The organism is Nocardia inohanensis NBRC 100128 (genome assembly GCF_001612945.1).
GTDB classification, from domain to species: domain Bacteria; phylum Actinomycetota; class Actinomycetes; order Mycobacteriales; family Mycobacteriaceae; genus Nocardia; species Nocardia inohanensis.
Map to the genome: position 1 here is coordinate 134,861 of NZ_BDBK01000014.1, position 23,956 is coordinate 158,816.

The 23,956-nt window shown below is 67.5% G+C and carries 22 protein-coding genes; 15 read left to right on the forward strand and 7 right to left on the reverse strand.

Annotation, left to right across the window (positions count from 1 at the left end):
* Positions 1-28: 28 nt before the first annotated feature.
* On the reverse strand, positions 29-1,006 hold the full coding sequence (locus tag NI1_RS26265; protein ID WP_067825762.1) for an alpha/beta hydrolase: 978 nt from the start codon (positions 1,004-1,006) through the stop codon (positions 29-31).
* Between the two features lie 247 nt (positions 1,007-1,253).
* Between NI1_RS26265 and rfbA the strand changes: the two genes are divergently transcribed.
* Both rfbA and NI1_RS26275 read left to right on the forward strand, forming a co-directional pair.
* The gene (rfbA, locus tag NI1_RS26270) at positions 1,254-2,129 is read left to right on the forward strand and encodes a glucose-1-phosphate thymidylyltransferase RfbA (protein WP_067825764.1); all 876 of its coding nucleotides are present in this window, start codon (positions 1,254-1,256) and stop codon (positions 2,127-2,129) included.
* Positions 2,130-2,131: 2 nt separating this feature from the next.
* Entirely contained in the window at positions 2,132-2,692 is a 561-nt protein-coding gene (locus NI1_RS26275; RefSeq protein WP_067825766.1) for a dTDP-4-dehydrorhamnose 3,5-epimerase family protein, read from the forward strand.
* A gap of 64 nt (positions 2,693-2,756) precedes the next feature.
* Here NI1_RS26275 and NI1_RS26280 read toward each other — a convergent pair whose 3' ends face one another.
* A complete protein-coding gene (locus NI1_RS26280; protein ID WP_245663405.1) occupies positions 2,757-4,226 on the reverse strand; it encodes an MFS transporter in 1,470 nt (489 codons plus the stop codon).
* 87 nt (positions 4,227-4,313) lie between these two features.
* Here NI1_RS26280 and NI1_RS26285 point away from each other — a divergent pair, with 87 nt between their 5' ends.
* A complete protein-coding gene (locus NI1_RS26285) occupies positions 4,314-4,742 on the forward strand; it encodes a MarR family transcriptional regulator (RefSeq protein ID WP_067826019.1) in 429 nt (142 codons plus the stop codon).
* 88 nt (positions 4,743-4,830) lie between these two features.
* Here NI1_RS26285 and NI1_RS26290 read toward each other — a convergent pair whose 3' ends face one another.
* Positions 4,831-5,703 (reverse strand): helix-turn-helix domain-containing protein, encoded by an 873-nt coding sequence (locus NI1_RS26290; protein WP_067825769.1) that lies wholly within the window; start codon positions 5,701-5,703, stop codon positions 4,831-4,833.
* 106 nt (positions 5,704-5,809) lie between these two features.
* Positions 5,810-6,391 carry a DUF4282 domain-containing protein gene (locus NI1_RS26295; protein ID WP_067826021.1) on the reverse strand — a complete coding sequence of 194 codons (582 nt, stop codon included), beginning with the start codon at positions 6,389-6,391 and terminating at the stop codon, positions 5,810-5,812.
* Between the two features lie 349 nt (positions 6,392-6,740).
* Between NI1_RS26295 and NI1_RS26300 the strand changes: the two genes are divergently transcribed.
* Positions 6,741-7,220 carry a hypothetical protein gene (locus NI1_RS26300; protein ID WP_157535355.1) on the forward strand — a complete coding sequence of 160 codons (480 nt, stop codon included), beginning with the start codon at positions 6,741-6,743 and terminating at the stop codon, positions 7,218-7,220.
* A gap of 121 nt (positions 7,221-7,341) precedes the next feature.
* On the opposite strand, the gene NI1_RS26305 is transcribed toward NI1_RS26300, so the two are convergent.
* Positions 7,342-7,770 carry a helix-turn-helix domain-containing protein gene (locus NI1_RS26305; RefSeq protein ID WP_067825771.1) on the reverse strand — a complete coding sequence of 143 codons (429 nt, stop codon included), beginning with the start codon at positions 7,768-7,770 and terminating at the stop codon, positions 7,342-7,344.
* 129 nt (positions 7,771-7,899) lie between these two features.
* Here NI1_RS26305 and NI1_RS26310 point away from each other — a divergent pair, with 129 nt between their 5' ends.
* Genes NI1_RS26310 through NI1_RS26320 form a run of 3 tightly spaced genes read left to right on the forward strand, consistent with a single transcriptional unit; the run spans position 7,900 to position 12,899 of the window.
* Positions 7,900-10,218, forward strand: a complete 2,319-nt coding sequence (locus NI1_RS26310) for a molybdopterin-dependent oxidoreductase (RefSeq protein ID WP_067825773.1) — start codon at positions 7,900-7,902, stop codon at positions 10,216-10,218.
* Between the two features lie 28 nt (positions 10,219-10,246).
* Complete coding sequence (locus NI1_RS26315; RefSeq protein ID WP_067825775.1) at positions 10,247-12,226, forward strand: adenylate/guanylate cyclase domain-containing protein; 1,980 nt, start codon at positions 10,247-10,249, stop codon at positions 12,224-12,226.
* A 13-nt stretch (positions 12,227-12,239) separates the two neighbouring features.
* Positions 12,240-12,899 carry a Crp/Fnr family transcriptional regulator gene (locus tag NI1_RS26320; protein ID WP_067825777.1) on the forward strand — a complete coding sequence of 220 codons (660 nt, stop codon included), beginning with the start codon at positions 12,240-12,242 and terminating at the stop codon, positions 12,897-12,899.
* A 35-nt stretch (positions 12,900-12,934) separates the two neighbouring features.
* Here NI1_RS26320 and NI1_RS26325 read toward each other — a convergent pair whose 3' ends face one another.
* Positions 12,935-13,483, reverse strand: a complete 549-nt coding sequence (locus NI1_RS26325) for a MarR family winged helix-turn-helix transcriptional regulator (protein ID WP_245663406.1) — start codon at positions 13,481-13,483, stop codon at positions 12,935-12,937.
* A 67-nt stretch (positions 13,484-13,550) separates the two neighbouring features.
* Here NI1_RS26325 and NI1_RS26330 point away from each other — a divergent pair, with 67 nt between their 5' ends.
* From NI1_RS26330 to NI1_RS26345, 4 genes are all read left to right on the forward strand, one after another.
* Positions 13,551-14,231, forward strand: a complete 681-nt coding sequence (locus tag NI1_RS26330) for a hypothetical protein (protein WP_067825779.1) — start codon at positions 13,551-13,553, stop codon at positions 14,229-14,231.
* Between the two features lie 50 nt (positions 14,232-14,281).
* Positions 14,282-15,094, forward strand: coding sequence for an SGNH/GDSL hydrolase family protein (locus NI1_RS26335; RefSeq protein ID WP_067825781.1), 813 nt, complete (start codon positions 14,282-14,284; stop codon positions 15,092-15,094).
* A 10-nt stretch (positions 15,095-15,104) separates the two neighbouring features.
* Positions 15,105-15,812 carry a DUF8020 domain-containing protein gene (locus tag NI1_RS26340; RefSeq protein ID WP_067825783.1) on the forward strand — a complete coding sequence of 236 codons (708 nt, stop codon included), beginning with the start codon at positions 15,105-15,107 and terminating at the stop codon, positions 15,810-15,812.
* Between the two features lie 360 nt (positions 15,813-16,172).
* Entirely contained in the window at positions 16,173-16,790 is a 618-nt protein-coding gene (locus NI1_RS26345; RefSeq protein ID WP_067825785.1) for a pyridoxamine 5'-phosphate oxidase family protein, read from the forward strand.
* Positions 16,791-16,806: 16 nt separating this feature from the next.
* Here the strand turns inward: NI1_RS26345 and NI1_RS26350 are convergent, their stop codons facing one another.
* Positions 16,807-17,289: a GtrA family protein gene (locus NI1_RS26350; protein WP_084523716.1), complete on the reverse strand. Its 483-nt coding sequence runs from the start codon at positions 17,287-17,289 to the stop codon at positions 16,807-16,809.
* Between the two features lie 66 nt (positions 17,290-17,355).
* Here NI1_RS26350 and dprE1 point away from each other — a divergent pair, with 66 nt between their 5' ends.
* The 4 genes from dprE1 to NI1_RS26370 all read left to right on the forward strand — a co-directional run bounded on the left by dprE1 (position 17,356) and on the right by NI1_RS26370 (position 23,956).
* Positions 17,356-18,834: a decaprenylphosphoryl-beta-D-ribose oxidase gene (dprE1, locus tag NI1_RS26355; protein ID WP_084523718.1), complete on the forward strand. Its 1,479-nt coding sequence runs from the start codon at positions 17,356-17,358 to the stop codon at positions 18,832-18,834.
* Entirely contained in the window at positions 18,831-19,592 is a 762-nt protein-coding gene (dprE2, locus tag NI1_RS26360; RefSeq protein WP_067825788.1) for a decaprenylphospho-beta-D-erythro-pentofuranosid-2-ulose 2-reductase, read from the forward strand. Before dprE1 ends, dprE2 begins: the two co-directional genes overlap by 4 nt.
* Before the next feature lie 249 nt (positions 19,593-19,841).
* On the forward strand, positions 19,842-21,929 hold the full coding sequence (locus tag NI1_RS26365) for a galactan 5-O-arabinofuranosyltransferase (RefSeq protein ID WP_084523719.1): 2,088 nt from the start codon (positions 19,842-19,844) through the stop codon (positions 21,927-21,929).
* Between the two features lie 188 nt (positions 21,930-22,117).
* A complete protein-coding gene (locus tag NI1_RS26370) occupies positions 22,118-23,956 on the forward strand; it encodes a DUF6541 family protein (RefSeq protein ID WP_067826031.1) in 1,839 nt (612 codons plus the stop codon).

Here is a 23,956-nt window from a genome sequence, read left to right on the forward strand (position 1 = left end):
GCTGCGCCCCCACCCCCGCGGACGGGCATCACGCGGTTCTCGCGATGTAGTCGGATTCGATTCGGGCGCGCACGAATTGGGCCACGTGTGCGAGGGCGGCGCGGCTTTCGGGCATGTTCGGGAAGATGGCCATGAAGGCGTGCACCTGGCCCCGCCAGACCTCCAGGGTCGCGGGGACGCCGGATTCGGCGAGCCGCTGGGCCATGATCTCGCTGTCGCGGCGCAGCACCTCGTCTTCGGCGACGATGAGCAGCGCCGGGGGCATGCCCGCCAGCACGTTGTTGACCGGAGACAGCCGCGGATCCAGGTAGCCGTCCCGGGCCGCGCCGATCGCGACGACCGCCTCCAGCGCGGAGAGCGGAATCAGGGAATCGCGCCGATAGTTGCGGTGGGCGCGCTTCTCGGTGCAGTCGAGATCCAGTGCGGGACACAGCCCGACCAGCCCGGCGGGCACCGGCAGCCCCGCGTCCCGGGCGCGCAGGGCGGTCGCGAAGGTCATGTAACCGCCCGCCGAATCACCGGCGAAGACGATGCGCCCGGCTGGAACACCGTGTGCCAGCAGCCATTTGTAGGCGGTCAGGCAATCGCTGACCGAGCCCGCGATATCGGTCTGCGGGAGCTGGCGGTATTCGATGCTCACCACCGGCAATCCGGTGCGCCGGGCCAGTGCCGCCACCACGGGGCGATGGGTGTCCAGGCCGCACAGGAAGAATCCGCCGCCGTGCATGTACATGATCGCGCCGTCGCGCAGTGACTTACGCGCACCGGCGGGCCGCACGATCTCCATCCGGAAGCCGTTGAGCCGCACCTGTTCCCGTTCCACGCCCCGGGGCGCGGGGCGCATCTTGGCGAGATTGTTGATCACCGCCTGGGCGATGGGCATGGATCCCGCGGTGACGGGCACCAATTCGCCGGCGGGCCGGATCATGGTGCGGCAGGCCATCGCAAGGGCCCGCGCCGCGGCGCTGATTCGATCTGGATTCGCGACCGGAGTGTCGTGGGTCATCGCGCACCTACCTCGTTGTTGGCGCGCCGAGCCGTTCGTTCCGGGGAGCGGAGCACACGGCTGCGACCTCGGCGCAAGAGAGTCGGCGCTGACATCTCACATAGCGTCATTTCAGAACACCATGAGAACGTGACCTACGCAACACTTATGGACCATTCGGCATAGCGGCAAACCGGCGTGACCGATTCGGCGTCGACTCGGAACCTGACCCGTCACGCTCGGAACCGAACTGGCAGACTCTCGTGACATGCGCGGAATCATCCTGGCCGGTGGCACGGGCTCGCGGCTGCATCCGATCACGCGCGGAGTGAGCAAGCAGCTGGTCCCGGTCTACGACAAGCCGATGGTCTACTACCCCCTGTCCACGCTGATGCTGGCGGGAATCCGGGACATCCTGGTCATCACCACCCCCGAGGACAGCGACGCCTTCACCCGCCTGCTGGGCGACGGCAGCCAGTTCGGGCTCTCCATCTCCTATGTGGTGCAGCCCGAACCCGACGGACTGGCGCGCGCGTTCGTGCTCGGCGCGGACCATATCGGCACCGACTCCGCGGCACTCGTGCTGGGCGACAACATCTTCCACGGGCCCGGACTGGGCATGCGGCTCAATCGCTTCCATGACATCGACGGCGGCGCGGTCTTCGCCTACCGGGTGTCGGACCCGACCTCCTACGGCGTGGTGGAATTCGCCGACGGCAAGGCCATCTCCATCGAGGAGAAGCCGGTCCGGCCGCGCTCCAACTACGCCATTCCGGGGCTGTACTTCTACGACAACGACGTACTGGCCATCGCCCGCGACCTGAAGCCTTCGGACCGCGGCGAATACGAGATCACCGATATCAACCGGACCTATCTGGAGCAGGGCCGGTTGCAGGTGGACGTGCTGGCGCGCGGCACCGCCTGGCTCGACACCGGCACCTTCGATTCGCTGCTCGACGCCGCCAATTACGTACGCACCATCGAGGAGCGGCAGGGGTTGAAGATCGGCGTGCCCGAGGAAGTGGCCTGGCGGCTGGGCTTCATCGACGACGAACAGCTGCGCCGGCTGGCCGAACCGCTACTGCGCTCCGGTTATGGGAAATACCTGTACAGCCTGCTCGATCACGGACGGGCGTGGGAGTAGAGATGCGGATTCGCGAACTGGGCATACCGGGGGCGTGGGAGTTCACGCCGCGCCTGCACGGTGACGAGCGCGGGGTTTTCACCGAGGCGTTCAAGGCATCGGAATTCGAGAAGGCGGTGGGACGGCCGTTCGATCTGATGCAGGTCAATATCTCCACCTCGGCGGCGGGCGTGCTGCGCGGGATCCATTACACGGAAGATCCGCCGGGACAGGCGAAGTACGTGACCTGCGTGCGCGGGGCGTTCCTGGACGTGGTGGTGGATCTGCGGCCCGGCTCCCCCACCTTCGGCAAATGGGACGCCGTCGTGATCGACGATGTGGAGCGCAAGTCGGTCTTCCTGGCCGAGGGGCTCGGGCACGCGTTGTTGTCGCTGGAGGACGACTCCACCGTCAACTATCTCTGCTCGCTGGAGTACGCCCCCGAATTCGACCGGGACCTGGATGCTTTCGATCCGGAGCTGGCCATCGAATGGCCGACGGCGGGGCGCAACGGTGAACCGCTGGAGTTCATCCGCTCCGCGAAAGACGCTGCCGCGCCGGGCCTCTCGTCGCTGCGTCGCTGATTCCGGAAAAGCCGAGGGCCCGGGGACAGTGTCCCCGGGCCCTGCTTTCATCGGCTGCTGCGGATCAGCCGACGAGCTCCAATTCGCGATCCTCGGCCGACTCCGCGGCCTTGACCCGCCGCTTGGGCAGGTAGACCGAGAGGGCGACCAGGGCTCCCACGATAGCCACCCCGGCGGCGAATTCCAGGCCCGGCTTGTAGGTGTCGAGCATGGCCTGCGGGCTCCGGTCGGTGTGCGCGCCGGAGGTCACGATGGCCGTGGTCACCGCCAGCACGATGGCCGCGCCGACCTGCATGGCGGTTTGCAGCACGCCGGCCGCCAGACCCTGCTCGTCGTCCTCGATACCGCTGGTGGCCTGAATATTGATGGCCGGGAAGCCGACCCAGCCGATACCGACCAGCAGCACCGCGGGCAGCAGCATGGTCAGGTAGGCCGGCGCGGTGTCCAGGCGCAGGTACAGCAGGTAACCCACCGCCATCACCACCAGCGTGACGGCGATGATCGGCCCGGTGCCGAAGCGATCGACCAGCTTGTCGCTGACGAAGGCGGAGGCGACCACCAGCAGGCCGACCGGCAGCAGGGCGAGGGCCAGCTTCAGCGGCGACCAGCCCAGGGTGTCCTGGAGGTACAGGGTGGTGATGAACTGCCAGGAGAAGTACGAACCGCCGACCGCGATGATGGCCAGGCTGGCGCGGACCAGCGAGCCCTTCTTCAGGATGCTCAGGCGGACCAGCGGGTACTTGACCTTGTTCTCCACGTAGACGAAGGCGGCGAAGAGCACCACCACGGCGACGAAGGAACCGATGGTGCGGGCCGAGGCCCAGCCGGCTTCCGGGGCCGAGACCACGGTGTAGACCAGCAGCAGCATGCCGGCGGTGGAGAGCAGCGCGCCGAACAGATCGTGGCCGCCCTCCTCGGCGGGCTTGTCCTTGGGCACCAGCTGGAATGCGGCGATCAGCGCGGCGATGGCGATCGGGACGGGCAGCAGGAAGGTCCAGCGCCAGCCGAGACCGGTCATCAAGCCGCCGAAGAGCAGGCCCATGGAGTAACCGCCCGCACCGAACACGGTGTAGATGGAGAGCGCCTTGTTGCGGGCCGGGCCCTCGGGGAAGTTGGTGGTGATGATCGACAGACCGGTCGGCGCGGTGAACGCGGCGGCCAGGCCCTTGATGAAGCGGGTCAGGATGAGCAGCGGGCCCGAGCTAACCAGGGCGCCCGCGAGGGAAGCGATCGCGAAGACCGCGAGGGCGATCAGGAAGACCTTGCGCCGGCCCAGCAGGTCCGCGGTGCGCCCGCCCAGCAGCAGCAGGCCGCCGTAGCCGAGGACGTATCCGCTGACCAGCCACTGAAGGGTGGAGGTCTCGAGGTTCAGTTCGGTACCGATGGAGGGGAGGGCGACACCGATCATCGACACGTCGAGGCCGTCCAGGAACAGCACGATGCAGAGGGTGATGAGCATGCCCCAGAGCCGAATCGGCCACTGCGAGGAGTCAGCGGCGACCGCTGAAGGGCGGAAGGTTTCGGTCGAAGTCACGAGAGTGGACAGTACATGCACGCGCATCAAATGCACAAGCATTTAATGCGGTTGCATGGTTTGCTTGCGCGCACTAAGATGGCGGCCATGCCGAAGTCGACAGCAAGCGCCGAGAGGGGGAGCGCTGTCGCCTCGTCCGTGGATTTCACGCAACCCACTGGCTTGGTCGCCGAGTGGCGCGATCTGCTCGCCCGGCACGCGACGACCTCGTGCGCTCTCGAAAAAGAACTGCAAGGCCGCCACAACCTCGGGCTCAGTGAATTCGAGACCCTGGACCGGCTCATCGATGCCGGCGGGGAGAACTACAAGATGAGCGATCTCGCCGCCGACATCCACTTGAGTCAGAGTGCGCTGTCGCGGGCGGTCGCCCGCCTGGAGAAGGACGGGCTGGTCGCGCGTTCGCTGTGTACCGAGGATCGGCGGGCGATCTTCGTCTGCCTCACCGAAAAGGGGCGTGAGCTGCACAGCCAGGCCGTGCCGACGCATCGGGCGGTGCTGGAGCAGGTATTGCACTGACCCGCCCGTCATCCCGGCATGTTTCTGGCCGGGATCCACAGTGAGCGTGCGGATTCCGGCCAAAGGCACGCCGGAATGACGAGGTGGGTTACACCGAAGCGCGCATGGTTTCGATCATGGGAAGTGCGTCCACGGCGATCGAGGTGACCGCGGCGAAGGCTTCCTTGTAGCGCTCGACATCATGTTCCTTGTCGAGGTACGACGACCCCGTCAGCGACTCCACGTACACCACCGGCGGTTCGGTGGGTTCATTTGCGGCACTGGGGAATTCGAGCAGCACGAAGCGTCCGGCATCCATGCCGTGGTGATAGCCGCAATCCGCCGGGACGATGCGCAGGCGCACATTCGGCAGCTCGCCGAGGCGGCGCAGCCGCTCCAGCTGACCGACGATGACCTCGTCGCCGCCGATGCGATGCCACAGCACCGCCTCGGAGATCACCACATCCACCTGGAGCGGTGAATCCGGCCGGGACAGCAGGGCCTGGCGCGCGGTGCGCACCCGCACCCGGCGATCCATCTGCTCGGCGGTGATGCCCGGATACGCGCCCGCCAGCACCGCCCGCATGTACCCCTCGGTCTGCAAAAGCCCGGGAATCAGCTCGTTCTCGTAGGTGGTGAGCCGCGCCGCGGCCTCCTCGAGACCGATGTAGACCTCGTACCCCTCGTCGATGACATCACTGAACTCGGTCCACCAGCCGCGCGCCTTGGTCTCCCGGGCCAGGGCCGTGAGCGGGGCGATGGCATCCTCCGGAGCGCCGTAGATCCGGCACATGGCCTCGACGTCCAGGCTGCGTAGTGAGGTCTGCCCGGTCTCGATGCGCCAGATCTTGGCCTCGGACCATTCCAGCCGCTGAGCGGCCACGCGCGTGGTCATGCGTGCGCGATTGCGCAGGTCACGCAGCTGTCTGCCGAGCTGCCGCCGCGGCATGGTGGATCCGGTTATCCCCTGCGGTAGTGCCATCAATCCCCCTGATACCAGTGTGCGATTCGCATTGTTGCACAGGAGAACTCAGCGATCCATGCACGCGCGAAGCAAAAGGCCGGATATGATGCCCGATTTCCAGCGGTTATTTCCCGGACGACCGGCGGCGGAAGCGCCAGAACTGCACCGCCTGAACATCTTTCGACAGCTGGTTGACCGGTTCCGCCACATCCGAGAGCGCCTGGAACAGATCGTCGGCCATATCCGCGATGTGCTCCACCCGTCCCGCCAGCCGGGACGCGTTCAGCACGAACTCCAGCAGCAGGCGCACCACCGCGGCGATGGTCAGGCCCAGCGGAATCGCGAAGATCACCGCGAAAGCGATGCCCAGCACGGCCGAAACCCGCCACAGCAGTACGGTTCCCGTGATCGGGATGGCGAAAGCGCCTGACAGGCCCAGCAGATAGGCCAGCGGGAGCAGGGTGCGGGTGGCCGAGCGGTGGAACTGCACATCCAGCAGCGCCCGGGCGGCGTCCACGCTCCAGGAGCCGAAAGCGCTTGGGCTGGCGAAGGGTTCGACGGGCGTCTCGGGTTCCTCACCCTCTTCGGCGGCCCGCCGGGACATGCGCCGGGCGGCGGATTCCTTGAAGGCGGCCCACCGTCCCTCGGCCTCGAACTCCTCGAACTCCCCGAGTTCCGCTGTGTTCCCACCCGATTGGTCGGTCATGCCGACGCACTCCTCTCCCACAGACCTTTTCGGCCGTGTGCAGTCTCACCGGTTCCGCCGCACGGCGGCAGAGTGGCGCGGTGTGTTCTAGAACACTTCCCGGTTTCCGGCGGTCGAACCGCGCGCGGGCCCGCCGCCCGCGTCGCGTCCGTGCGGGCGCGCGTTATCGCAGGCAGTGACCGCCGCACAGCGATCTCGTCGCAAATGTGACACGAGCACGAACCGGTCTCATTCGCCGCAAGACGTCTCGACAGGAGCCGAAACCAGACCCGATCGAAAAAGAACGTGTAACGCTCCGAACGTCTGGTTGCGATACCCCGCACAGAGCAGGACAAAGATCTACCGGGGAATGGAGAAACCAGTGCGTACGACGCTTTCGTCAACCGTCAAGGAATCTGCGCAGGAGTACATCCAGCGCGGCTGGACGGTCAACGAAACCGCCAACGGCATCTGCCTGATCACCGACGAGCAGATCTCGGGTATCGAGGTCACCGGCGACACCGCCGCTTTCATCCGTCGGTTCCTGCGGGCCAACGACCTCACCGGTCCGATCATCGAGATTCCGGGCGCCGAGCGCCGCGAGATTCACCTGGTGACCGGCCTGGCCAAGGCCGCCATGGCGATCGAGGCGCTGCGCGCCGCAGGAGCTGTTGTGCACACCGACGGCGCGGGCATCCCGCTGCCGCCGACTCAGATTTCGGCCGCCGGCGCGGCCTGCTGGGGCGTCGCCCCGCACGAGGCGCGCTGGGTGCCTCCGGTGGTGGCCATCGCCGCCGCCGTTCGCGCCGCGGCCAAGGGCGCTCCGCAGGCGGCTCGTATCGCTTCCTGATCTCCAGCTCTGAATAACGCGAAAAACCGCGAGTGCTCCCCGGCACCCGCGGTTTTGTCGTATCCGGTGGTAAACGTTGCGAATTAATTGCTGAAACGCATGAATTCGGAACGTAGTTCCATTACGCGCTGCGCAGTACCCGCAGCGCGCGCGAATGCGGCTGCGCCACGGTCCGTCTCGGGGCGTGCGCGGGCAGCCCCGGATTCCGGCCCAGCACCTGCGCCCGCGCCGCGCGGCGGTTGGCGACGCCGAGCTTGCGCAGCACGGCCGAGACGTGGTGGTCCACCGTCCGCACCGACAGCACCAGGTACTCGGCGATCTCGGCATTGGTCAGGCCCGCGCAGACCAGATCCAGTACGTCCTGCTGGCGTCCGGTGAGTTCGGGCAGCGCGCGGGCCGGATCGCCGTCCGGGCCGGGCGCGGCGACCCGCACGAACAATCCCGGTTCGCCGCCGATGGTCAGCGCGACCACCGATGAGGTGCCCGCCGCGACGTCCGCCCAGGCCGTCCGCAGCGCCTCGAGTGCTTGTGTCCGTTCCAGAAACCGCATACGGCAAGCCTGGTCGCGGGGGCGGCGCGGGTCTGTCCGCGCCGGCACGCGGGAAGTGTCAGCGCACCGACATTCGGGGCATTGATGCGGAAGTGTTTCACCTCCGGGGCCGACGCGCGATCATTGGTTATGACCCATGCCACGGACAGCAGCCGGAACCTGCTGCGCACCTGCCCGCTGTGTGAGGCGGTGTGCGGGCTCGAACTCACCCTGGACGCCGACGATCACATCCGGTCCATACGCGGCGACCACGCCGATCCGTTCAGCCGGGGGTTCATCTGCCCGAAAGGAGCCACCCTCGGCCACCTGGACGAGGACCCGGATCGTTTGACCGCACCCATGATTCGCGATCGCGCCACCGATACCTGGCGCGCGGCGAGCTGGGACGAGGCGTTCGGGGTGATCCGCGAGCGGCTGCCGCAGGTGAGCGCGGAGTACGGGAATCAGGCCGTGGGGCTGTACCTGGGCAATCCGAACGCGCACACGGTCGCGGGGGCGCTGTACGTGCCGCTGCTCATCCGCGCGCTGGCGACGCGAAACCTGTTCTCCGCCAGCACCGCGGACCAGATGCCGAAGCAGGTCGCCAGCGGGCTCATGTTCGGCGATCCGCTCACCGTCGCGGTACCCGATCTGGATCGCACCGACTACCTGCTCATGCTGGGCGCGAACCCGCTCGAATCCAATGGATCGCTGTGTACCGCACCGGATTTCCCGGGACGATTGAAGGCGCTGAAGCAACGCGGCGGCCGGTTCGTGGTGGTGGACCCGCGCCGCACCCGCACCGCCAAACTCGCCGACGAACACCTGTTCATCCGCCCCGGCAGTGACGCCTACCTGCTGTTCGGCATCGTGCACACGCTCTTCGCCGAGAACCTGACGACCGTGCGTATCGCAGTCTCCGGCCTCGACGAAGTACGCGCCGCCGCAGCGCCTTTCACCCCGGAGGTGGTGGCCGAGCGCACCGGCGTACCCGCCGAGACCGTGATCCGCCTGGCCCGCGAACTGGCCGCCGCACCGACCGCCGCCGTCTACGCCCGGATCGGCACCTGCACCGCCGAATTCGGCACGGTCGCGCAATGGCTGGTCGATGTCGTCAACGTGCTCACCGGCAATCTGGACTCCCCCGGCGGCGCCATGTTCCCCACCGGCGCGGCCCTCGGCATCGTGCGCACCCGCCCGTTCCGCACCGCCCGCTGGACCAGCCGGGTCCGCGAACTCCCCGAAGCCATGGGCGAATTCCCGGTCGCCACCCTCGCCGACGAGATCCTCACCCCGGGCGCGGGCCGGATCCGTGCGATGGTCACCGTGGCGGGCAACCCGGTGCTGTCCGCCCCCAGCAGCGCGCGGCTGGACACGGCCTTCGCCGATCTCGAGTTCATGGTCAGCGTCGACCGCTACCTCAACGAGACCACCCGCCACGCCGACGTGATCCTGCCCCCGCCCCGCATCACCCAGGCCCCGCACTACGACTTCGCCCTGTTGAACTTCGCCGTCCACAACTACGCCCGCTACTCGCGCCCGCTGGTCCCGCTGGCCGACGGCGAGCTCTCCGAAGCCGAAGTGATCGCCCGCCTCGCCCTCGCCGTCTCCGGCCAGGAACCCCAGGAGGGCCTGGACCCGCTCACCATGGTGGACGAGATCGTGATCGCCGGCACGCTGCACAAGGCCGGAATGGCCCACCGCCGCGCGGAACTGCTGGGCGACAACACCACCGAGCAGCGCATCGACCTGATGCTGCGCCTCGGCCCCTACGGGGAATGGGCCGCCGGAGCGCCCGCCACACCGACCGCGACCCAAACCCACGGCACCACGGGAACTGCGACCGACGCGGCGGCCGAGGGCCCGCACCTCGGGAGGGCGACCGGCGACACCGGATCGGCGGGGAGCGTTCCGCCACCGGGCGGACTGAACTTGCAAGTGCTGCTGGACAATCCGCACGGGGTGGATCTGGGGCCGTTGCGGTCGCGGTTGCCGGGCGTATTGTTGACGGCGTCGCGGCAGGTGGAGCTGGCTCCGCCGCAGTTGCTGGATGATGTTGCGCGGCTGCGGGATCGGCTGGCGGTGGAGGCTCCGGAGATGGTTTTGGTGGGGCGGCGGCAGCTGCGGTCCAACAACAGCTGGTTGCACAATGTGCCGCCGCTGGTGGGCGGGTCGAATCGATGCACCCTGCATGTCAACCCCGAGGATGTGCTGCGGCTGGGGTTGAACGGGGTGGCGGTGGTGAAGTCCGCCGCCGGGACGGTGACCGTGGAGGTGGAGGCGACGGCGGACATCATGCCGGGGGTGGTGAGCCTGCCGCACGGGTGGGGGCACGGTGACAGTACGCAGCAGGTGGCGCGGGCCCATGCCGGGGTGAACGCCAATGTGCTGACCGATGATTCGCTGGTGGACGCGCCGTCCGGGAATGCCGTGTTCAACGGCGTGCCGGTGACGCTTTCGCCCGCCTGAGCCACCCGGTTCCGGGGGAGACGATCGCATGTCGATGATTCGGGTCGCGCTGTGGGCGGTGCATGTCGCACTGCCCGCGGCGGGGCTGTGGCTGCTGGTTTCGCATCCGGAGCTGGACCACGAGTTCCAGCATCGGGGCCTGCATTTCTGGTTGATTCTCGGGGCGGCCGCGGTGGCGCTGGCGCTCGGCATCCTGCTGTTGCGGGCGGCGCGAGCGCATCGCGATATGCGGTTGATCCTGGTTTCGCTGGTGTTCCAGTTGAACGCCGGTTTCCTCGGCCTGCACGCCCTCGCCACCCCCGGCGTCATCCTGTCGACCCCGAATGTGGGCTTCACTGTCGCGGTTCCGGTCGGTATGGTGCTGGGCGGGCTGGCGGCATTGGCTTCGGTGGTGGAGTACGGGCCCACCGCGCGGGCGCACCGTTTCACCGAAATCCTTGCCGCCCTGCCCCTCACCCTGATGGCGGGCTGGGCGCTGCTCTCGCTCACCCGCGTCCCGCCCTTCGACGCCGTCCCCGACCCCTCCGAAGCCCAAGGTCCTTTGATCGCAGCGGCTTTCGTCGGCGCGGCCTGCTACCTGGTGGCCGCGGCCTGCTACATCTGGATCTACCTGCGCAATCGCGCGACCGTCCTGCTCTCGGTGCTGACCGCGTTCATCCTGCTCGCCGAGGCCCTCTTCGCCGTCGGCTTCGGCCGCAGCTGGCGCGTCTCCTGGTGGGAGTGGCATGTGCTGCTGGGCGTCGCGTTCATCCTGATCGCGGTCAGCGCCCACCTGAGCTTCCGCCGCGAGGGCTCCACCCGCGGCCTGTTCGACAGCATCACCCAGCGCAGCACCCTCGCCGCCATCCAGCGTGATTACGCCCGCGCTCTGGAGGAGATGGTCTCCGCGCTCGACCAGCGCGCCACCGGCGGCATCGCCCCCGGTGATCCGCTGGGCGCGGCCGCCCAGCACCTGGCCCGCCGCTTCGGCCTCACCGAACGCCAGGTCGCGGTATTGCAACAGGCCGCGCAAGCGCTCGGCAACGAACGCGAACAGGTCCGCCGGCTGGGCGCGCTCGTCGCGGTGGGCGAGCGCGCCAACGTGATTCGCGGTGAGAACCAGCTCCTCACCGAGATCCAGCAGCTGGCGGGCTCGGCTTTCGACCGCGATCGAGTCCGCATCGGCATCATGCGCGGCGGACACCTGGTCTTCGCCGACGGCGGCCCGCCCGATGCGGCCGCTTTCGCATTCCCCTTGCTGGTCAAGGGAATTCAATCCGGGGTCCTGGAACTCGTCCGCCCCGGCCTGCTGACCCCCGCCGAGCACGCGGTGGCGCGCTCGTTCGCGGCGCAGGCGTCGGTCGTGCTGGAGAACGCCCGGCTGTACCAGCAGCTGGACGGGTTGTTCCGCTCCTACATGTCCCCGCAGGTGGCGACCACGCTGCTGGCCGACCCGTCGCAAGCCGGGCTGGGCGGCGAGGTGCACGAGGTCAGCGTGCTGATGGCGGATCTGCGCGGATACACGCCGTTCGCGGAGAAGGCGGGCCCGGCACAGGTCATGCGCATGCTGAACACCTATTACGGCGCGATCGTCCCGGAGATCCTCGCCGAGGGCGGAACCGTGGTGCAGTTCGTCGGCGACGCGGTGATGGCGATCTTCAATGCGCCGGTGCGCCAACATGATCACGCCCTGCGAGCGGCGCGCGCCGGACTCGCCCTGCAACGCGCGACCGCGGCGGTCCGCGAAACCGCGCACGGCGACTGGCCGATGTTCCGGGTAGGCGTCAACACCGGCCCCGCCATCGTCGGCAATGTCGGCGCCCGGGAAATGCGCAACTTCACCGCGATCGGTGACACCACCAACCTGGCGGCCCGGCTCGAGGGACTGGCCGAACCGGGCACCGTGGTGGTGGGCCCGCTCACCCGGCAGCGACTGGGACCCCACGCCGAGGTCGAGAACCTCGGCGACTTCGATATCAAGGGCAAGAGCCGCCCGGTCACCGTGTACCGGCTGACGGCTCTGCGGTGACGGGAGGACCGCCATGATGGAATTCGAACTGCTGGACGGCCTTTCACCCCCCGAACAGCGCCAGTTCATCGCCGCCTGCACCCCCAGGAAGTTCCGCCGCCGCGACATCGTCTGCCACGAAGGCGACCCCGGCGACTGCGTCCACCTGATCATGTCCGGCCGCCTGGTAGTCCGAGTGACCACTCCCCTCGGCCACACCGCCACCCTGACGATCCTCGGCCCCGGCGAAATGTTCGGCGAACAAGCACTGCTCAGCCCCGACGCCCGCCGCACCGCCACCATCGTCGCGGTCACCGACGCCGAAACCCTCACCCTCAACCGCACCCAACTGGAGCGCCTGAGAGCCGACCACCCCCAGGTGGAGCGCTTCCTCACCACCTCCCTGGCCGCCCAGGTCCGCCGCCTCTCCGCCGCGGTCCTGGAAGCCCTCTACCTCCCCGTAGAAACCCGAGTCCTCCGCCGCCTAGCCCACCTGGCCACCGTCTACCGCGAACCCAACAGCGCCCCACCAGAAATTCGCCTGACCCAAGAAGACCTAGCCTCGATGGCGGGCACCACCCGAGCCACCGCCAACAAAGTCCTACGCGACCTCGAAAACCAGGGCATAGTCCACCTAGGCCGAGGCACAATCATCATCCTCGACCACCCCCGCCTAACCCACAAAGCCCGCTAACCCAGGCGACGCAACCACACTGATCTCGTTCGCTCCTACGGGAGCGATTGGTACCCCGGGTGCACTCCCGGCGTGAGCTGCTGCGCCGCAGCCAATTTGGCGAGCAAGGCAGCGAACTGGTCGTATTCGGTGTCGGTCAGGACGGCGAAGAGATCGGCTTCGTGGGCCAAGGCCACCTGGGCGAGACGGCCCAGCTGCTTGCCACCTTCGACCGTCAGATGCAGTTCGTGATTGCGGCGATCGGTCACACTGCGGCGGCGTTCGATCAGGCCCTTCTTGTCCAGCGGATCGATGAGCGCCACCACCCGGCTCGGCACCACCCCGAGTTCGGCGGCGAGTGAGCGCTGACTGCGCCCCGGTTCGCTCGCGATCATCCGCAGGATGCCGACTTCCGGTGGCGTGAGCCCGATTTCGGCGACCCGCTCGGCGAACCGCTGACTCGCGAGCCCACCGAGCTGGGCCAGCTGGAACCCCGCCGCGCGCATGGGGCGCTGCGGTCGCGGCGCGTTCGGATCCGCCGGCGGCAGCCAGCTCGGCCGCCGCGGGGGCGGCTGCGATTCACCCTCTTGCTCGGCATCGGTCACGGGGTTATCGTACACAGCAGGAAATCGTTCACCCAACAGAATGATTCACTTCTGAGAATGGATTGCCATGGCCATCGCAGCCGCATACCCGATCGAACGCCCCACCCGCCCCTTCGAACCCCCGCTCGGCGCACTCGGCGCCGCGGCGGCCGGGCTGTTCGTGGCGGGGCTGCTCATCAGCACCGTCCGTGCGGGCGGAAGCCCGTTTCCGTCACCGTTCGGGGAGGCCCGGGACGCCCTCGCCTACTTCCGCGACCACCCCTCGGCCGTCCGCACCGGCGCGGTGCTGCAATACGCCGCCGCCATCCCCCTCGCCCTCTACGCCGCGACCGCCGGCTCACGACTGCGCAAGTTCGGCGACGACTTCGGCACCGCGCTCACCGCGCTCGGCGGCGCGCTCGCGACGGTGTTCCTGCTCGGCTCGGGGGTGGTCAGCTGGGTACTGACGGTGCCGGAGGTGACCGAAGATCCGAGCACGGTACGCGCCCTGCACACCCTCGCCTTTCTGCTCGGCGGCCCCGCCAACGTGATGACCACCGGCCTGCTCATCGCGGGCATCGCACTCGCGGCGCAGGCCCGGAACATGTTCGGGCCGTGGCTGTTCCGCATCGGCCTGGGCATCGCGTTCATCGCCATGCTGACCACCGTCTCGCTCACCTTCACCACCGCCGCGTTCCTGCTGCCCATCGCCCGGTTCACCGGAATGGCGTGGCTGATCGTCGCCGGCTTCCGCCTGCCGCGCGCGTAATTCCCCTGGCGCGTATACGTCTCCGCCCCAACACCTATCCAGGAGTAGCCATGAACCCCGACCTCGCCGCCAAGCTGGTCAGATTCCAGAAGCCCGAACTGTCACTGCCGTACCTGTACGGGATCGACGAGGCGCACATCGCCGCGCTGTTCGGGCTCGAGCCGGAGGAATACCGTTCCCTGCGAGAGGATCTGGAGAATCAAGCCCGCGCCGCGGCGGCCGATCTGCTCACCGAACCAGAGATCGCCGAACAGGTGGACCGCCTGCCGTTCGCACCCGGCGAGCGGGTGGTGGCGCTCGGCGAGAGCAGCACCGCGGACCGGTTGTCGTGGTTCGAAATCCTGCGGCACCTGCTGGAATCGGCGCGACCGGATGACCGCGTCACGTTCACCAACACCGCGATCGCGGGCGCGACCACCACCCAGATCCTGAAGAACTCCGGAGCGCTTCGCCTCCAGCGCCCCGACTGGGTGCTGTGCCAGCTCGGCGCGAACGACGCCCAGCGCCTCGGCCCCGACGGCGAGCGGGTGGTCAGCGCCGAGGAGACCGCTCGCAATTTCGAACTGCTGCGCGCGCAGGCCCCCGAGGCGCGCTGGGTCTGGCTCACCCCGACCGATATGGACGAGTCGCTGATCGCGCAGTTCCCGCCGTTCCAGGCGTCCCGGATCAGCTGGCGCGCAAAGGATCACGAAGAGACCGCGGCCGTACTCGAGATGCGACCCGAGGTGGTGATCGACACCCTGAGCGTCACCCATCCGACAACCGGACGGCGGCTGTTCGAGCCCGACGGCGTGCATCTCACCCCCGCCGGCCAGGTGGCCGTGGCGCGGGTCGTGGTGGCCGAGCTCGCACTGCTGGATTGAAGGAAAGACCATGCGACTCAAAGTGATCGTGCTCGCCGTGCTGGTCGCCATCGGCGGGTGCGCCGCCGGTCCGGCATCCGGCGCGTCGGCTGACACCGGCGGTGTGGCCGCATCCGATGCGCCGGGGATCGGCTTCACCGCGACCACCCTCGGCGATAGCGCCGTCATCAGCATCGACGACGGTTCGATCAGGGTGGACGACGGGGTGCTCACCATCGAATCCCCCGGCCACGACACCCTGGCGCAGGCCGAAATGAGCTTCCGGGTGGACGATTTCACGTTCCCGATCGCGGCCGCCGTCTCCGATCGCACCGCGACCCTCACCCCGCTGCTGGATCGCGAACACGCCGTCTACTCTCCTGTCGCACTGCCTTTCGAGGATTCGGCCGGATTCCAGACGCCGTACCAGCGCGAGACCGCCGCCTGGAACCGACTGGTCTCCACTGTCGGCCTGGGGGTTTCGATGGGCGCGCTGATCGGCGGCGTCGGCGGTGCGGCCGTCGGCTGCGTGCTCGGCGGCATCGCCGCCACCACCGTGGCTGCGGCCACCATCGTCGGATTGTTCGGCCCGTTCCTGCCCGCGGCGGTAGCGGGCTGCCTCGGCGGCATCATGGCCGTCGGCGCATTGGGCGCCATCGCCGGGCAACTGCTGGTGACCGCGCCGGTCGCGATATTGGCGGCGGTGCAATACTTCGCCACCATCACCGCGCCCATGTGAGTAGAGATCGACGTTCGCTAGGGGGATGACGCTCCGCAATACCCGGACAAAGTTTGCAAAAGGGACTTTCCAGGATTGCGAAAAACGCCCGCCCCCTAGGGAACTCGCCGCGCCCGGCCGCGAACCGCTCGGCAGCATCCCCGCAGCTAAGCGACTTAGGTCCCTTGTGAAAGATTTCATTCGGGAGGATCCTCGCTCGGGAAGCTTGGACCTTCGCCAGTCGACCATCCTTTACCTGGGACGATGCGGCGGTTCACGCATTCGCCACACGAAAATAGTTAAACCGTATAGCATTTCGGATGGCCGAGATTCGTGGCCGAGCCTCTTCCATCTGGTGTTCAGCTACCCGAGGGGTGCACGATGCCCGGTATCAGAAACGGCAGCGATGGCGAACGCGAACTACAGCAGCGCTACGGCACCGAAGAACGGGCGGAACGCTTCTACAACGATCAAGTGCGAGATCGCCTGAACGACCACATGATCGAATTCATTCGCCGGATGGATATGGCTTTCATAGCCACCGCCGACAAACACGGTGAATGCGATTCCAGCTTCCGCGCCGGCAAACCCGGTTTCCTGCACGTCATCGACGATCGCACGCTCGCCTATCCCGAGTATCGCGGCAACGGGGTGCTGGCCTCGCTGGGCAATCTGCTCGAGAACCCGCACATCGGCATCCTGATGATCGACTTCGTGCGCGACCTGATCGGACTGCACATCAACGGCACCGCGCGCATAGTCGACGACACCCTGATGCGCCGTTGCGTACCCGACCTGCCGCCCGACGAACGCGGGCGCATCCCCGAACGCTGGGTGGTGGTCGACGTCGAAGAGGCATACATCCACTGCCGCAAACACATCCCGCACCTGGTGCCCGCCCAGCGCGAGTCCCGCCAGTGGGGCACCGACAATGTGCGCGCCAAGGGCGGCGACTACTTCCACTCGAAAGAAGAGTCCCGCGCCCTCGTCGACTCCTAGCAACCCTCCGCCGGCGTCAGTGGATCTTGAAGATCACAGCCCGCTGGACGATGAAGTTGATCACGGTCGCGGTGCCCTGGGCGACCGCGAACGCGATCAGAATCGACAGCTTGAAAGTGTGACCGGCCAGCGTGAACGGCAGGTCGGGCAAGGCCGTGTCCACCGCGGCATTCAGTCCGACCTGCGTCGCGAATGTCACCGCATAGAGAACGACAACCGCCACGAAACGCTTGCGACTCGGCTCGGCCTTGAACGTCCAACGCCTGTTGATGAGATACGCGGTGGTGGTGCCCGCGATGAAACTGATCGCCTTGGCGACCTCGCGCGGCAGCCCCACCACGCTCATCAGCAGCACATACAGGCCGAAGTCGATGATCGCCGAGAACCCGCCGGTCAGCGTGAACCGGATGATCTGGGTCTTCAGATCGACGTCCGTCCCACCCGGCTCGTCGACGAGAGGCAGCTCGGGCGGGAGGGGCAGATGCGGTTCCGCGGTCACAAACTCCAGAGGGTAGCGCCCGGGACCGAGGACACAAGCCGCGAGCGGGTTATGCCTGTAGCCTCTATGCCGATGTCCACGAAAGCTCAGACCACCACGGAAGCCGCCGCCAGCTCGGCGAGCGATGGTGCGGACTCAGCGTCGACCGGCTCCTTCGAACTGCCGACGCGGACTCGCACGCTGACCGGATGGGGTCGCACCGCACCCACCACGTCCGAAGTCCTCTCCACTAGTGACCCCGAGCTGATCGCCCGCGCGGTCGCCATGGTCGCCGAGGACAACGACTCCAAGCCCGCGCACCTGCGCCGCGGCGTGATCGCGCGCGGCCTCGGCCGCTCCTACGGTGACCACGCGCAGAACTCGGGCGGCCTGGTCATCGACATGCCCGCGCTCAACCGCATCCACCGCATCGACCGCGATTCACGCCTGGTCGACGTGGACGGTGGCGTCAGCCTGGACCAGCTCATGAAGGCGGCCTTGCCGTTCGGGCTGTGGGTTCCGGTGCTACCCGGTACCCGGCAGGTCACCATCGGCGGCGCCATCGCCTCCGATATCCACGGCAAGAACCATCACAGCGAAGGTTCTTTCGGCAATCACGTCCGGACCTTGGATCTGCTCACCGCCGACGGCAAGGTGCAGACCATCGGGCCGAAGAAGAACGCCAAGCTGTTCTGGGCGACCGTCGGCGGCAACGGGCTGACCGGCATCATCCTGCGCGCCACCATCGAGATGATCCCGACCGAGTCGGCGTACTTCATCAACGACGGTGTGAAGACCACGACGCTGGACGAGACCATCGCGGTGCACAGCGACGGCAGCGAAGAGAACTACACGTACTCGAGCGCCTGGTTCGACGTGATGAACCCGCAGCCGAAGCTGGGGCGCGCCTGCCTGACTCGCGGTCGCCTGGCCAAGGTCGACGAGCTGCCGAAGAAGAAGCAGAAGAACCCGCTGAAGTTCGATGCGCCGCAGCTGATGACGGTGCCGAACATCTTCCCGAGTTTCTCCGCGAACCGGCTGACGCTGGGCGCGGTCGGCGAGGCGTACTACGCCATGGGCGGCAACTACACCGGCAAGATCCAGAACCTGACGCAGTTCTATCACCCGCTGGACATGATCGCGGAGTGGAATCGGGTCTATGGTTCGGCCGGTTTCTTGCAGTACCAGTTCGTCGTTCCGACCGAGGCCGTCGACGAATTCAAGCGGATCATCATCGATATCCAGGCGTCCGGGCACATTTCGGCGCTCAACGTTTTCAAGCTGTTCGGCGCGGGTAACCCGGCTCCGTTGAGCTTCCCCATGCCGGGCTGGAACATCTGCGTGGACTTCCCGATTCGGCCGGGTCTCAACGAGCTCGTCACCGATCTCGACCGCCGCGTGCTGGAGTTCGGCGGCCGGCTGTACACCGCGAAGGATTCGCGCACCAACGCCGAGACCTTCCACCAGATGTACCCCCGGATCGACGAGTGGATCAAGATCCGCCGAAGTGTCGATCCCACAGGCGTTTTCATGTCCGATATGGCGAGAAGGCTGGAGCTCCAGTGATCAATGCGGTAGGGAACCCGCAATCCATTCTGCTGCTCGGCGGCACCTCGGAGATCGGTCTCGCGATCTGCGCCGAGTACCTGAAGAAGGGCCCGGCGCGCGTCGTGCTGGCCGCGCTGCCCGGTGACGCGCTGCGCGAGGACGCCGTCGCCACCATGAAGGCGGCCGGGGCCTCCGAGGTCACCGTCGTCGACTTCGACGCGCTCGACACCGAGAGCCACCCGAAGGTCATCGAACAGGCTTGGGCGGCAGGCGATGTGGATGTCGCGATCGTCGCCTTCGGTATCGACGTCGACGGCGAGATCTTCTGGCAGGACCAGCGCAAGGCCGTCATGATGGCCGAGATCAACTACACCGCGGCGGTCTCCGTCGGCGTGCTGATCGGCGAGAAGATGAAGGCGCAGGGCTTCGGCCGCATCCTGGCCATGTCCTCGGTCGCCGGTGAACGGGTGCGCCGCTTCAACTTCGTGTACGGCTCCACCAAGGCCGGCCTGGACGGCTTCTACCTGGGTCTCGGCGAGGCGCTGGCTCCGTTCGGTCCGCGCGTCACGGTGATTCGCCCCGGCATGGTGCGCACCAAGCTCTCCGCGCACGCCAAGGAGAACGGGCTCACCGTCGACAAGGAAGACGTGGCGGCGATGGCCGTGGCGGCGTCGCAGAAGGGCAAGGAGATCGTCTGGGTCCCCGGCCCCATCCGCTTCGTGATGGCGATCCTGCGGCACGTGCCGCGCCCGATCTTCCGCCGCCTGCCGGTCTAGGCGAGACGAGACAGTAAGTGACGAGCGGTGGCCCTGCGGCCACCGCTCGTCGCGTATGCGCACCTCCCCCGTCATTCCCGCGTGCTTTTGGCGGGAATCTCACTGGCTGCCGGGGAGATCCCGGCCAAAAGCACGCCGGGATGACGGACGGGAACGTGCGGGGAAGACGGAGCCAGGGGTAGCGCTGCGGCGGTACTAGGCTTCGCAGCGGCAGACGGTCCATGGAGCGAATCCGGAGGCGGAGAGCGAATGAGCGAGCGGGAATCGGGCGGCCGGGCGGCGGTGCTGGTGCGGCAGGCCGGTGGGGCGCTTGGTGAGGCCGTGCTCGCGGCCGTTGTCGCCGCCGTGGTGGCGGGGGTCGGGCTGTTCGCCTTCTCGCGGGTGCAGTGGCCGGCGTTCAATGCCTCGCATGTGACGAAGGCGCTGACCACGGTGGGTCAGGTGGGCGCGCTGGCCATGCTGGTGGTGGCGGTCGTGCTGATCCGGCACCACAAGTGGCGGTGGCTGTCGAAACTGCTGTCCTGGGGCGGTATTTCGGCCTTTGTGACCGTCACGCTCGGGATGCCGCTCGCGGCGACCAAGCTGTATCTGTTCGGCATGTCCGTGGATCAGGAGTTCCGGACGCAGTATTTGACGCGGCTCACCGACAGCGCGTCGCTGCACGATATGAACTACATCGACCTGCCGCCGTTCTATCCGGGCGGATGGTTCTGGTTCGGTGGACGTTTCGCGAGCCTGACCGGAATGGCCGGGTGGGAAGCGTTCAAGCCGTACGCGATCCTGGTGCTCGCGGTCGCGGCAGTGGTGGCACTCGTGCTGTGGTCCAACCTGATTCGCGCCGACTGGGCGGTGGCCGTGGCCGCCGCGACCACAGCGGTCACGCTGGCCTACGGTGCGCCCGAGGCGTACAGCGCGGTGCTGGTGCTGCTGCTCGGTCCGGCGCTGCTGCTGGCTTGGGGTGCGTTGTACCGCCCGGCCGAATTGGCGTTGCGGTCCGTGCTCGCCGCGCCGGGAGTCGATGCGTCCACGACCGACACCGTGGAACGCGAGCCGTCCACCGCCGGTGGGTGGGGCGCGGTGATCGGTGCGGGGCTTTTCCTCGGGGTGGCCGCGTCGTTCTACACGCTGTACTTCGGGCTCGCGGTGTTCACGGTGTGCCTGATGGCGGTCATCGCGGCCGTGCTCATGCTGCGCGAACGTCATGGGGCCCTGCGCACACAACATCATCGGGATGCGGCGGCGCGGAGCACCTCGGGCGGGCAGACCGGTGATGCGAGCACGCCGGGCGCTCGGGTGCCGGGCGGGTGGGCCGTGCTGCGGCCGATACTGGCGCGGCTCATCACGATGGGCCTGGTGGCGGGGCTGTTGGCGCTGACGGTGTGGACGCCGTTCCTGCTCGATTTCCTCAGTGGCAAGGCGTCTTTCGCGGGTGGTTCGGCGTTCCACTATCTGCCGGAGGCGGGTTCGCGGCTGCCGCTGCCCATGTTCGACTTCTCGCTGGCCGGCGCGTTCTGCCTGCTCGGGTTGATCTGGCTGGTGGTGCGCGCGGGCAGCTCGCGGCGTGCGCAGGCGCTGGGTATCGGGGTGCTGGCCGTCTATCTGTGGTGCCTGCTGTCCATGCTGGCGACCGCGGCCGGGACCACGCTGCTGGGTTTCCGCTTGGAGGCCCCGCTGTACGCGCTGCTGGGCGCGGCCGGGGTGTTCGGGTTCGCGGAGGGTGCGCGCGCGGTCTACCAGGTGCTGAACGAGCCGGCGCGGTTCCGGCTGGCGGCCGGTGCGGTGGCGATCGTGGGCGCGGTGGCGTTCGCCCAGGAGATTCCGCAGGTGCTGAACACCGAGATCAATACCGCGTACACCGATACCGACGGCAACGGTCAGCGCGCCGACAAGCGCCCGCCGTCGGCGGTATCGCATTACGCGGCCATCGACGCGAAACTGCTGGAGCAGACCGGGCGTCCGCGCGACGCGACCGTGGTACTGACCGCCGACACCAGTTTCCTGGCCGTGTACCCGTATTACGGATTCCAGTCGCTCACTTCGCATTACGCCAACCCGCTCGCGGACTTCCCGGGGCGTGCGGCGGAGATCAAGCGGTGGTCGCAGTTGCAGAGCCCGGCGGAACTGGTGTCGGCGCTGGAGCATTCGCCGTGGCGGGCTCCGGATGCGTTCCTGTTCCGGCGTTCCGGCGACGAGTACACGCTGCGGCTGGCGGAGGATGTGTACCCGAACGATCCGAATGTGAAGCGGTACACCGTGTCGTTCCCCAAGCGCCTGTTCGAGGATGCGCGATTCACCAGCACGGAGATCGGCCCGTTCACGTTGGTGGTACGGAAGTGAAAGTCTCGACCAGGTAACTAGACATGGATCACTTATCCCCAGAAATCGGTCGATTTTTGGGGATAACTCCACGTTTCTGTGGATAACTCAGGCACTTGCCAGTGCAATCTCAGTGGAACCCGGTAGCGTGGGCCGCTGATTGTGAAGGCAAGGAGTTATCTGTGACACAGGGGTGGGAGGCCGATCGCATCGAAAGCGACTCGGCGGTAAAGGTTCTCGATCGAACCATAACAACGCAAACCTCACCCCCACGGCTGAACACGCCGCAACGGGTGCTTCGGCGTGTCCGTAGCGCCCGCGCCGATCTCATCGTCGCCACCGGTTATCTGTCGCTCGCGGTGCTGGTGCTGTCGGGCCAGTGGCTGCACACCGACCGCGGCTATCTGATCAAGAGCGGCCAGGACCAGACCATGTGGGAATGGTTCTTCGCGGTCACCGCCCACAAGATCGCGCACCTGGAGAACCCGCTCGGCACCAACCTCCAGAACTATCCCGACGGCGTGAACATGATGGCCAACACCGCCATGTTCGGCGTCGGCGTGCCGCTCACCCCCGTCACCCTGCTGTTCGGGCCCACCGTCACCTTCGTGCTGGTGCTCACCCTCGGCCTGTTCGGCACCGCCTTCGCCTGGTACTGGCTGTTCTCCCGCCAGGTCGTGCAGTCCAGGTTCGCCGCCGCCATCGGTGGTGTGTTCTGTGGTTTCGCGCCCGCCATGATCTCGCACGCCAACGCGCACCCGAACTTCGTCGCACTGATGCTGCTGCCGCTGATCGCCTTGCAGATCATCCGGATGGCCAAGCGCGCGGGCACCACTCCCGAACGCCGCAAGGCCCGCCGCAATCGCGATGCCTTCGTGCTCGGCCTGCTGGTGGCCTTGCAGATCGCGCTGGGCGAGGAGCCGCTGCTGATCTTCGCGCTCGCCTTCGGCCTGTTCGCCGTCGTCTACTACCTGCACTCCCCGCGCATCGGGCTGCGGGCGCTGCGCACCATCACCCCGACCGTGCTGCTGGCCGCGCTGATCACCATCGCCTTCACCGAGATTCCGCTGTGGTGGCAGTTCTTCGGGCCGCAGTCCTACCGCTCCATCGACCACGGTCCGATGGGCAACGATCTCAAGGCGCTGTTCCAGTTCCCGTCCGAATCCCTGGGCGGGCTGGTCTCGCACGGCCAGAACGTGAGCATCAACGAGACCGAGGAGAACTCCTACTTCGGCTGGCCGCTGCTGCTGGTCGTGCTGGTCACCACGGTGCTGATGTGGCGTGAACGCGTGGTGCGGGCCGCCGCGGCGGTGATCGTGGCGTTCACGGTGCTGTCGCTGGGCTCCAAGCTCATGATCGGCAAGCACGACACCGGCATCGCGCTGCCATGGAAGTGGCTCGAGGAAGTGCCGCTGTTGAATTCGGTGCTGGAGTCACGGTTCACCATGGCGGCGATTCCGGCGATCGCGCTCATCCTGGCGGTGGCGACGCAGCGGGCGCTGGAGTACTGGCGTGCATCCGCCACGGACTGGCGGCCTTTGGCGTGGTTCGCGGCGCTGGGCTTCGCGCTGCTCACCGTCACCCCGACCATCCTGCCCGTGGTGCAGCGCGCACCCACCCCCGGCTTCTTCGCCGATGGGACGGTGCGGCAGTACGTTTCGGGTGGATCCGTGGTGATCGCGCCGCCGCCGACGCCGCCGGATGCCCGCGCGCTGCGCTGGCAGGCCGACGCCGACTTCGGATTCCCGCTCGCCGGAGGCTATTTCGTCGGCCCGACCGGGGTGGACAAGAAGGGCCGCTACGGTCCGGACGACCGGCCCACCGCCAGCCTGCTCATCAAGGCGCAGCAGGCCAACAAGGTGCCGATCGTCGATCAGGCCGCCAAGGATCAGGCGTGGGCCGATCTGCGGTACTGGAAGGCCGACGTGGTGGTACTGCCGCCCACCGACAACGGCGACACGCTGCGCCTGACCGTCGATCAGCTGCTGGGAATTCCCGCCACCTACGTGGACGGCGTCTGGCTGTGGGACGTGCGCGGGCAGCTCTAG

Bases quoted from the DNA above. Each gene is read 5' to 3' on its own strand.
- NI1_RS26265 (WP_067825762.1), bottom strand. From the start codon at position 1,006: ATGACCCACGACACTCCGGTCGCGAATCCAGATCGAATCAGCGCCGCG.
- rfbA (WP_067825764.1), top strand. From the start codon at position 1,254: ATGCGCGGAATCATCCTGGCCGGTGGCACGGGCTCGCGGCTGCATCCG.
- NI1_RS26275 (WP_067825766.1), top strand. From the start codon at position 2,132: ATGCGGATTCGCGAACTGGGCATACCGGGGGCGTGGGAGTTCACGCCG.
- NI1_RS26285 (WP_067826019.1), top strand. From the start codon at position 4,314: ATGCCGAAGTCGACAGCAAGCGCCGAGAGGGGGAGCGCTGTCGCCTCG.
- NI1_RS26290 (WP_067825769.1), bottom strand. From the start codon at position 5,703: ATGGCACTACCGCAGGGGATAACCGGATCCACCATGCCGCGGCGGCAG.
- NI1_RS26295 (WP_067826021.1), bottom strand. From the start codon at position 6,391: ATGACCGACCAATCGGGTGGGAACACAGCGGAACTCGGGGAGTTCGAG.
- NI1_RS26300 (WP_157535355.1), top strand. From the start codon at position 6,741: ATGGAGAAACCAGTGCGTACGACGCTTTCGTCAACCGTCAAGGAATCT.
- NI1_RS26305 (WP_067825771.1), bottom strand. From the start codon at position 7,770: ATGCGGTTTCTGGAACGGACACAAGCACTCGAGGCGCTGCGGACGGCC.
- NI1_RS26310 (WP_067825773.1), top strand. From the start codon at position 7,900: ATGACCCATGCCACGGACAGCAGCCGGAACCTGCTGCGCACCTGCCCG.
- NI1_RS26315 (WP_067825775.1), top strand. From the start codon at position 10,247: ATGTCGATGATTCGGGTCGCGCTGTGGGCGGTGCATGTCGCACTGCCC.
- NI1_RS26320 (WP_067825777.1), top strand. From the start codon at position 12,240: ATGATGGAATTCGAACTGCTGGACGGCCTTTCACCCCCCGAACAGCGC.
- NI1_RS26330 (WP_067825779.1), top strand. From the start codon at position 13,551: ATGGCCATCGCAGCCGCATACCCGATCGAACGCCCCACCCGCCCCTTC.
- NI1_RS26335 (WP_067825781.1), top strand. From the start codon at position 14,282: ATGAACCCCGACCTCGCCGCCAAGCTGGTCAGATTCCAGAAGCCCGAA.
- NI1_RS26340 (WP_067825783.1), top strand. From the start codon at position 15,105: ATGCGACTCAAAGTGATCGTGCTCGCCGTGCTGGTCGCCATCGGCGGG.
- NI1_RS26345 (WP_067825785.1), top strand. From the start codon at position 16,173: ATGCCCGGTATCAGAAACGGCAGCGATGGCGAACGCGAACTACAGCAG.
- dprE1 (WP_084523718.1), top strand. From the start codon at position 17,356: ATGCCGATGTCCACGAAAGCTCAGACCACCACGGAAGCCGCCGCCAGC.
- NI1_RS26365 (WP_084523719.1), top strand. From the start codon at position 19,842: ATGAGCGAGCGGGAATCGGGCGGCCGGGCGGCGGTGCTGGTGCGGCAG.